7 protein-coding genes are annotated in these 9,463 nt (G+C 63.0%); 3 read left to right on the forward strand and 4 right to left on the reverse strand.

Going from position 1 to position 9,463, the window contains the following annotated elements; all coding sequences use genetic code 11:
• Window positions 1-64: 64 nt before the first annotated feature.
• Window positions 65-1,570 (reverse strand): hypothetical protein, encoded by a 1,506-nt coding sequence (locus ACH2DG_RS20695; RefSeq protein ID WP_395028463.1) that lies wholly within the window; start codon window positions 1,568-1,570, stop codon window positions 65-67.
• 33 nt (window positions 1,571-1,603) lie between these two features.
• A complete protein-coding gene (locus ACH2DG_RS20700; RefSeq protein WP_395028465.1) occupies window positions 1,604-3,190 on the reverse strand; it encodes a hypothetical protein in 1,587 nt (528 codons plus the stop codon).
• Between the two features lie 336 nt (window positions 3,191-3,526).
• Between ACH2DG_RS20700 and ACH2DG_RS20705 the strand changes: the two genes are divergently transcribed.
• The 3 genes from ACH2DG_RS20705 to ACH2DG_RS20715 all read left to right on the forward strand — a co-directional run bounded on the left by ACH2DG_RS20705 (window position 3,527) and on the right by ACH2DG_RS20715 (window position 6,952).
• Window positions 3,527-4,723, forward strand: coding sequence for a M20 aminoacylase family protein (locus tag ACH2DG_RS20705; protein WP_395028466.1), 1,197 nt, complete (start codon window positions 3,527-3,529; stop codon window positions 4,721-4,723).
• Window positions 4,724-4,747: 24 nt separating this feature from the next.
• Complete coding sequence (locus ACH2DG_RS20710) at window positions 4,748-5,740, forward strand: Bug family tripartite tricarboxylate transporter substrate binding protein (protein ID WP_395028468.1); 993 nt, start codon at window positions 4,748-4,750, stop codon at window positions 5,738-5,740.
• A gap of 165 nt (window positions 5,741-5,905) precedes the next feature.
• Complete coding sequence (locus ACH2DG_RS20715; protein ID WP_395028470.1) at window positions 5,906-6,952, forward strand: TraB/GumN family protein; 1,047 nt, start codon at window positions 5,906-5,908, stop codon at window positions 6,950-6,952.
• A 142-nt stretch (window positions 6,953-7,094) separates the two neighbouring features.
• On the opposite strand, the gene ACH2DG_RS20720 is transcribed toward ACH2DG_RS20715, so the two are convergent.
• Together ACH2DG_RS20720 and ACH2DG_RS20725 are read right to left on the reverse strand one after the other, a co-directional pair.
• The gene (locus tag ACH2DG_RS20720) at window positions 7,095-9,083 is read right to left on the reverse strand and encodes an AAA family ATPase (RefSeq protein ID WP_395028472.1); all 1,989 of its coding nucleotides are present in this window, start codon (window positions 9,081-9,083) and stop codon (window positions 7,095-7,097) included.
• A gap of 91 nt (window positions 9,084-9,174) precedes the next feature.
• Window positions 9,175-9,420: a hypothetical protein gene (locus tag ACH2DG_RS20725; RefSeq protein WP_184707272.1), complete on the reverse strand. Its 246-nt coding sequence runs from the start codon at window positions 9,418-9,420 to the stop codon at window positions 9,175-9,177.
• Window positions 9,421-9,463 lie beyond the last annotated feature (43 nt).

Here is a 9,463-nt window from a genome sequence, read left to right on the forward strand (position 1 = left end):
CCGGGCGCCCCGCAAAGCCACTGTCGCGGCGCGAGGAGATCGTAAACACGTTCTTAGAACCTGTTTACTGCTTGATGAGTGGACCCACGCCTGTGAGATTGCCAAAGCTGTCACGGACTCGAAAGGCAATGCCGCCAGAGGCCACGCTGCGCCCTCGGTAGCTGAAAGGGAAGCTGAAACGAACGGCCCGCTTATCAGTGGCCGCTACGCTATTGCACTCGACCACGGTATCCGTCAGCAACTCGATGAACTGGCATTGAAAATCTCCAGCCTCATTGCTCAGCACCTTGCCGTTGATCCTGTTGAGCACAACAGAGAACTCTGAATCTCTGTCGGTGAAGATCCAATCGCCCATCAGGCTGGCAAGATCGGGGCGCGTTGGCTGCAGCTCAAAACGCTCGATCACGCGCAGCGGCTCCTGCGGCAGGCGAATCGAGCCTTCATTCATGTTCTTGTAGCTGTCTATGCGATCAAAATTGACGGTCGTCAACCCTGCATCGGATGCCTCGGTGGCCGATTGCCACGGCCCTCCCAGGTAGCGCCCCCCCTGGTAGGTCTTGAGTGCAATCTGTGCCTTCGATTTGGCATATTCGCCCAAGCCCATATGAAAGGTGGCGCTGCCATCGGGCCGGTAATTGAAGATCTGCAGCAGTGCCTGGTCAAATTGCACATCCAGACTGAAGCCTCGGCCGGGCTTGCCGGTCTTTTCGTCCCGCACGATCCAGGTACCCGGCTCTGGAATGCGCTGCCCTCCATAACCTCCCTGAAATCCCGAAAACCATATCTGATCGGCACTCGATGGCATCAACCTCGGTGTCGCAGTGTCCTGGTAAGCGCCAACCATCCGGCGAGCGGGCTCACCCTCGACCTCCATCAAGGCGCTGAGGTCATACAGATGCTGCTGGTAACTCAGCCGAGCCTTTTTTTTGGGTGTCTCGGCTGGCGCCTCTCCACTGCACTCCACGGTGCTGTGTTCATCGGCTGGCTGGCATACAAAGTACCAGTATGCCGATGGAGCCTGCCCTTTCAAGATCAAGCGCCCCGAGCCATAGACCTCCAGATTCCACAAACCAACGGGACGGCGCTCGGCATCGAGTTCAGCCAGCGCAAAGCGCTGCCGCCGGGAGACCGACTGTTCACCACGGGGGTTGAAGATGAAGCGGCGCATGGCATACGCAGGTTCGCCAGGCAATTGGATGCTGCCCTGCACGCCGTTGGCAAACTGCAGCCGTACATTGCCCACATTTTCGGCAAGCACGGCATCCTGCATCGCACCGCCCAGGGCGACTCCCCCCTTGAACTTCTGCAACGGCAGCACTGCACTGTCTCCGTCCATCTGGCCAGAAGCCATGTAGAAGGTGGCGGCACCATTGGCCTCGTAGCCGTAGACCTGCAGCACCACGGTATTGCCCTGCACGTCAATCGCCAGACCGCGCCCTGGCTTGCCATCCAGCTCGGCATCGATCACCCATGTGCCCGCCAGTGGCGTGAAATCACGCGCGGCCCACGCCGGAGCCATGCCTGCAGCAACCCCCAGCAGCAGCAGAATCTGTTTACGCAAACGCTTCATACAAAATCCCCGTCTTCCATGCGGCTCGCCGTGTCAGCGCGTTCTGGGTAAACCAATGCCCTCGTCAAATGCGGTGTAAAAATTGCTCGTGCGGATCAAAGGCACCTGCCCCAGCAGCAGCAGCGATTGGTCACTCAGCAGCCGGTACACGGCGGCCAGGCTGCGCCCCCGGTAGCTGAGCGCAAAGCGGTATTCCAGCTCCGGATAGCTGCCCAGCCGCTTGTCCGTCACCTTACAGCGCACATTGCCGTCGGCAGTTTGCTCGTACCAGCACTTCACTTTTTCACTGGAGCCGATTTCGGACCAGCTTTCGTACGAAGTCGGCGGATTGACCCCTGGTTGCCAGTTGACCGGCGAGAGCTTCACCCTCAGCGCCATGTTGGGATCGGCCGATACCGCAGACCACTCCCCTTCCAGATACATCAACGGCTGCCTCATGGTCTCCACAAACCAATGGTTCACGCCAAACTGAAAACGATGGATGCGCTTTGCCGCTTCGCCCGGAAACTGCACCCAGCCGCTGGTGGCCGTATCGAATTGCAGGCCCATCGCCTGGGGCTCGCCCATTTCCGTACCCGATGCAGCGGCGCCGCCCAGTGCGCGTCCGCCTCGGTATTGCCTGAGCGCCACGGTTGCTGCCCCCTGCTGGTACGGGCCTGTGCCCATATGAAAGGTCGGCTGCCCGTCGCTGCCGTAGTTGAACACCTGCACCAGCACCTGCCCGCCTTGCGGGTCGATGCTCAGCCCCCGGCCGGGCTGGCCGGTGCTCTCTTCCGTCACCATCCATGTGCCGCTGTCGGGAACCACGGCCCCAACCGCGCCTGCGGGCGGCGTGGCTGTGTCCAGCGGCAGGGCTTGCAACGTGTTGCTGCCGCCATGCACGGTCAGCAAAGGGCCCTTGAAAGCCTCTGCTCCACGGTTGGAGCCCCGCATATCATTGGTCTCCAGCACGCCGATCAGCTCATGGAGATAGCGCTTGAGCACCACGCGGTCCAGAACCTCGCCATCGTCCCTCAGGCGTTCGCAGACCAGGGTCTGCCGCGCCTGCTCTGCCTTGCAGGGCCATTGAATGGTCAGGAATTTGTTGGCATCCGGGTCATAGCGCGGGTACTGAAAGCTGACGGAGCCATCGCCAGTCATTTCCAGGCTGGCCACAAGCGCCGATGCATCCGGCTGCCAGGAATGGCCCAGAAGGAATGTGGCGCGCTGCCCCGGCTGGATCACCGGATTGTCAAAGTAAAGGCGCTCGATGCGCACCGGCTGCTCGCCGGGCAGCGTCAAGGTTGCCGTCGTGGCGCTGTCGAAAATGACGGTGACATCGCCAGCCGTATCCAGCTCTTGGGCATCGCGTGCATCACTGCCAAAGTACCGGCCCCCTGCGTATCGCTTGAGAGGCGCGACAAAGGGCATGCCCACCACCATCTGAAAATTGCCGCTGGCCATGTGGAACGTGGGCGAGCCGTCTGCGTTGTACCCATACAGCTGCAGCACCATCGAGCCAAACTGCACATCCAGCGCAAGGCCGCGGCCCGGCTTGCCGTCCAGCTCACTGCTCACGACCCAGGTACCGTTTTGCGGGGCATAGCTGTTTTGCGCATACGCGCAAGAGGCGACGAGCATCAACGCGCTCAGGCCTATGCTTCTGATCGAACTACCCTTCATGCCAATCTCCCGCACAGCATTCAATGAATTGGATCCGGAACCAGAACAGGGTTTTATCAGAATAACAAATACTTTAATAAATAAATTCGATAAAAATTCAGAGCCTGGCCCAACCTCGTGCTTTGCTTCCCATGGAATGCCGATGCAGCCCGCCATGGCCCGCACCGGCGCCGGGCGCGTCCTGCGGGCGACAATGATGGGCCTAACCATATAAGCCGAAGTAGTTTTGGCAGCCGCATAATCGGTGCAACCCCACCGGCCCGGCTGCCTTCATCGATCCCGGGAGATTGAGCCATGTACCTCGACAAAGACAACGCACCCAATATCAACCAGCTCACCGCATTCCGCCGCGACCTGCACATGCATCCGGAGCTGAAGTACGAAGAAAGCCGCACAGCCGACAAGATTGCGGCCTACCTCACGGCGCTGGGCATACCCATGGCGCGGGGCCTGGGCACCACCGGCATCGTTGCCAGCATTTACGGCAAGGGGCGCGATGCCGCCAACCCGGGGCCTGCCATCGGCATCCGCGCCGACATGGACGCCCTGCCCGTGCAGGAAACCAACCAGTTCGGCCACATCAGCCAGTACGAAGGCCGCATGCATGCCTGCGGCCATGATGGTCACACCACCATGCTGCTGGGCGCGGCCGAGCTGCTCTCGCGCCAGCGCGATTTCGATGGCACGGTGCACCTGATCTTCCAGCCCGCCGAAGAAGGCGGTGCCGGGGCGCGCGCCATGATGAATGACGGGCTCTTTACCCAATTTCCCTGCCAGGCAGTGTTTGCGCTGCACAACTGGCCCGCACTGCCGCAGGGCGAGATGGGCGTGCGCGTCGGCCCCATCATGGCAGCGGCGCTGCGGTTCGAGATCATCGTGCGTGGCCGTGGCGGCCATGCCGCCCTGCCCCACACCACCATCGATCCGATTCCCGTGGCCTGCGCCATCGTCGGCCAGCTGCAGACCCTCATCTCGCGCGGCACCGATCCGCTGGACAGCGCGGTGCTCACCATCGGCAAGATCGAGTCGGGCACGGTGGAAAACATCATCCCCGACGAAGCGCGCATCTACGGCACCTGCCGCAACCTCACCAATGCCTCGCAACAGTTCCTGATCGACGGCCTGCACCGCATCAGCAGCCACATGGCCGAGGCGCACTTTGCCAGCGCCGAAGTCATCATCAAACCCGGCTACCCCAACACCACCAACCACAGGAAGGAAGCCATCTTCATGGGCGAGGTGATGCGCGAGATGGTGGGAGACGCCCATGCGCACACCGATGTGCTGCCCGCGATGACCGCCGAAGACTTCGGCTTCATGCTCGAAGCCGTTCCCGGCGCCTATGGCTGGATCGGCAATGGCGCCGATGGCCAGCCCGGCGTCGGCCTGCACAACCCTGGCTACGACTTCAACGACAACAACCTCGATCTGGGCGCCCGTTTCTGGGACCGCCTGGCGCGCCGCTGGTTTGACACCCAGGCCGTGCGCTGAGCCCTTCATACTCCCTGGATGCCCATGACTTCCCCATTCTCCCGTCGCCAATGGCTGAAAACCGGCGCCGCCCTGGCTGCCGGCCTTGCCTGCGGCAGCAGCTTTGCAGACAAGCCCTGGCCCGGCGGCCAGCCCATCCGTATCATCGTGCCCTTCCCGGCCGGTGGCGTGAATGATGTGGTGGCACGCCAGTTTGCCGACCTGCTGGCACCGTTGCTGCAAACCTCCATCATCGTGGACAACAAGCCCGGCGCGGGCGGCAGCATGGGCATGGATGCGCTCGCACGCTCTGCCCCCGATGGCCATACGCTGGCCTTTTCCGGCATCAGCACCCTCACCCTGCTGCCGCACGTGATGAAGGTAGCCTACGACCCGATGAAGCAGATCAGCGCCGTGGCCTCCACCATGTATGCGCCGGTGTACCTGCTGGCCACCAAGGCCTTCAAGGGCAGCAGCGTTGCCGACGTGCTCGCTGCTGCCAAGGCCAGCGCCAAGGGCGTGACCATCGCCAGCTCCGGCTACGGCACGCTGGGCCACATCATGATCGAGCAGTTCACCCGCCAGACCGGTGCCAACCTCGTGCATGTGCCCTACAAGGGCGGCAGCCAGCTCATCACCGACGCGGCAGGCGGCCAGTTCGATCTGCTGGTGGCCAACCCCTATGCGCCCATCAACGCGCTGATCGCCGAAGGCAAGCTGCGCGTGCTGGCGGTGACCGGCCCCGAGCGCGCGGCGGCATTTGCGCAGGTACCCACGCTTGGCGAGCTGGGCTACCAAAGCGCCAACCTCACCTCGCTGTTCGGCTTTTACGCACCGGCAGGCACGCCCGCTGCCGTGGTGCAGCGCCTGAACCAGACCATCAACGCCCAGTTGGCCCACTCCGAGGTGCAGGACAAACTGCGCTCGCTCGACAATATTCCGCTGTCCATGGGCGCAGACCAGTTCCAGGCCCTGATCCGCAAGGAATGGGAAGCCAATGGCAAGGTGGTGCGGGAAGCCCAGATCCAGGCGCAGTAAAGGCACCGCTGCCTTGGCGCAACACAGCGAATGCCCGGCATTCGCTTTTTTTGGGTTTGCGGCAACAATGCGCTCTGCCACTACCGGGAGAGAAATTTGCAGAAAAAGCAGCCTCTGGCGCAATACTGTCAAGCGCCATCAGCTATTAAAAACATAGTATTTTCGTTGCGGATACCCGGCGTCAAGGCCACCCTAGCTGCCCTGGCGCTGGCAGGCGGCGCCCTGCTGGCCACGCCCGGCGCACAGGCCCGCGCTCCACAATCACCTGCCAGCACCAACACCGCCGCAACGCCCCTGCAGTGCCCCCCAACCACATTGCCAAGCCCGGCCGACTACCAGGCCGAGGCACAGCGCCCGCACCCCGACCAGGGCGTTCTGTGGGAACTGCGCAAAGGCGAGCACATGGCGTACCTGCTGGGCACCATTCACCTGGGCAAGCTACCGTGGATCTACCCCGGCCCGCGTACCGCGCAGGCCCTGCGCACAGCCCCCGCCATTGCGCTGGAACTCAATCCGTTGGACCCTCAAACCCTGCAGACCTTGATGCAGGCCATGGCCCGCGACAGCGACGCGCAGCAACTGGTGATGCGCAACAACCCGCAGCTGCGCACGCGCATGGATGCCATGGCCCAGACGCTGTGCGTGGAGCGCAGCAGCTGGCAAGGCATGGCCACCATCCCCAAGATACTGGCGCTCGCCGTGGCCGATGTGTCACGCGATGGCTACAGCATGGCCTTTGGCATCGATCTGAACCTGGCAGCCATGGCGCAGGCTGGGGGCCGGCCGATCCTGGCGCTTGAAACTGCGCAGGAGCAGCTCGACGCCATGGGCCTGGGCGGCAAGGATTCGCTGGCCAACCTGGCCACGCCCGACGACATCACCAAGGTGCTGGACGACATCCGCAGCGGCAAGAGCCGCGAGATCACCGGCGACCTGGTGCGCCACTGGCAAAGCGGCGATCTCGCGGCCCTGGAGACGCTGATGCGCACCTGCAACTGCATGGACGACCTGGGCATGAAGACCGCCATGCTCGACGACCGCAACCGGCGCATGGCAGAACGCATTACCCCCTTGGTGGCCCAGCACCCGAAGCTCTTCATCGCCGTCGGCCTGCTGCACATGGTGGGAGACAACAACCTGCTGCAGCTGCTGCAAAAAGAAGGCTTTACCGTGCGCCAGCTGACCGGCAAAGGAGCCGACAGCGCCCAATGAAGCCGCGTGCCTCACGCCTGCAGCGGCATGCGGGCCGCATGAAAAAAGCCACCCGCAGTTTGCGGGTGGCTTGAAGGTATCAAAAGGCTGGTGACCCAAGGCCTGCCGCGCGGTCTGCGCCGCGCTTGGCACCACGATGTGCTTACGCAGCGCCCTGGGTATGCGCTGCCAGCATGCTGGCATAGGGCTCCAGCACCAGCTTGGGCTCTGGCCCATCGCCTCCCTTGGCCGCTGTGAGCGCCACACGCTGGCCCTGGGCTGCGCACAGTGCCACCATCGCTGCCGGGGTGATCAGGCCCTCGCGCATCAGCACTTCCGTCATCGACACCAGCAAGTCGTTGTGCTGCACCAGCAGTTGCTGGGCGCGCAGCATCTGCGCCTGCAGCAGTGCTTCGATGGCGGTGTTGGTCGGCTCCACCTCGGTGTTCATGTTCTCACCGGATTCGTCCGCCACATCGGTGCGCGAGAGGCGGTCGCCAAAGCCCAGGTGGCGCAGGTAGCGCGCAGCGTCGGCCGTTGCCTGGCGGATGTCCTGCTCGGCACCGGTGGTGCAAGCGGCCTCGCCAAACACATGGCGCTCGGCAGCGCGGCCAGCCAGGCCCACGCACACCATGTCGAGCTTGTTGCGGCGCGAGGTGGCCTGCAGCTCGGTAAAGCTGTTGTAGCCGCCTTCGAACGTGGCGATGTTGATCTTGAGCTCCTGCGGCGCGCGGCCAAACAGCAGCGCATACACCAGGCCATGCCCCGCCTCATGCACCGCCAGCAGCGCGCGAAAATCTGCGCTGGTGCGCTGCTTGATCCGGTTCAGATCCAGCGGCACGGCAAAGCGCTGGCTGTGCACCTGCCCGCCAGCGGCTTCATGCAATGGCAGCTGCATCTGCACCACCAGCTCCGCCGCATCAGGCGCCATGTGCACCTGCAGCGACTGGCCTGCCTGCGCACCCTGCTCCAGCGCCCAGAGCGCCGCATCGACCAGCGAGCTCGACAGGATCGTGTGCACCGACGAGAACAGCGGACGCGTGCCCTGGGTGGGGAACACCGCGTTCTGGTAGATCTGCGCCAGCACATCGCTGCCGATCACGAAATGCAGGCCACAGTTGTCGGCAATGCCCTGCACGTAGTTGCGCACCGTAGCGGCAATCAGCTGCTCATAGGTGGCGCGACTGAACGATGGGTAGATCACATGGTGGTTGCCCAGCCGCGCGATCTGCTCGGGTTTGAAGCGCTCGGCCAGCGCGCGCTTGACATCGATCAACGACAGCCGGCTCGTGAGCCGGTGGAAGATGTCGGCATCGGTGTCGCAGTCTTCCACGCGGCTGGCCGTCTCGGTGTACATCTCGTCGAGGTTGCCGCAGACAAACACCAGGAGCTTGCTGTAGTCCGTCTCCCAGGATTGCTGCGATTCGCGGAACTTGACCAGCAGCTGGTGGATGTAGTCATTGCTCCACTGCATGATCTCGATCAGCGGCTCGGCGAGCTTCAGGCTGCGCTTGAGCGCCTGCGCGTCCCAGGCGTCGATCTTGTAGCGCAGCTTCTGCTTCTTGCGTCGCTCCTCTTCGTCATCCTCGCCTTCGCGCTCAGCCTCATAGTGCGCATCGGCCAGCTTGCGCTCCATGTTGTGCAGCTCCGACAGCGCAGGCGGCAGCTTGCCGTCGGACAGCAGCGCCCACACGTCCTGGTACCGCTCGACCTTGCTGTCCTCACCCCGGCTGCTCACCGTGCGGTAGCGCTGGAACTCGTCGAGCACCAGGATACCCGGCACGCCTTCGACCAGGCCGGCACTCTCGAGCGTGCCGGAGATCGTCGATGCGCCGTAGTTGCCGCTGTTCTGGCTGAAGCCATCCATCTGCACTTCGACAAAGCGATCGTAAAAACCCAGAAGCTGCGCCAGGCGCCTGGTCAGCTGGGTCTTGCCTGTGCCTGTGAGGCCCCACAGGCACACGATCACGGGGCGGGTAATGAGCTGCGGCATCACGTACCAGGCGCGCACGGCGCCAATGACACGGTCGATCACGTCATCAATACCGATCAATTCGGTTTTCAGCTGCGCCGCAATGGTCTGCAGGTTTTGTTGACGTTCATGCATCTGCTCGCGCAGGAGCAGCTCACTCGGGGTTCTCAAATCGTTCATGTTCTTGTTCTCATCATTGGCAGAGGTTTTCCATTGTTCAACCATTCGCGTACCCAAGAGGACAAAGCCATCGGATGGTTTGAAAGCGGAATCAGTCATCATGACTGCCCCTGCGTATGACCTGCTGCAATGCCATGCGGTCGGCCCGGCGCTGCGCGCCCTGGCTTCGGATGTGCTTGCCGGCAGCGCCGGACAGACGCCGCTGGGCCATGGCTTTGGCGACAGGGTTGAAAGGAGCGGCATCGGCCACGATCAGCAGCGCCATCGGCTGCTTCATGCGGCGCAAGGCCTTGACCCGGCCTTCTCCATAGGCACGGGAAACGGTTTTTGCACTCATTGTGCGGTTCCTCACGGGCCGCGCCAGACACCTGCACAGCAGG

The sequence above is a fragment of the Comamonas odontotermitis genome (assembly GCF_040396735.1).
GTDB lineage: Bacteria > Pseudomonadota > Gammaproteobacteria > Burkholderiales > Burkholderiaceae_C > Comamonas > Comamonas odontotermitis_C.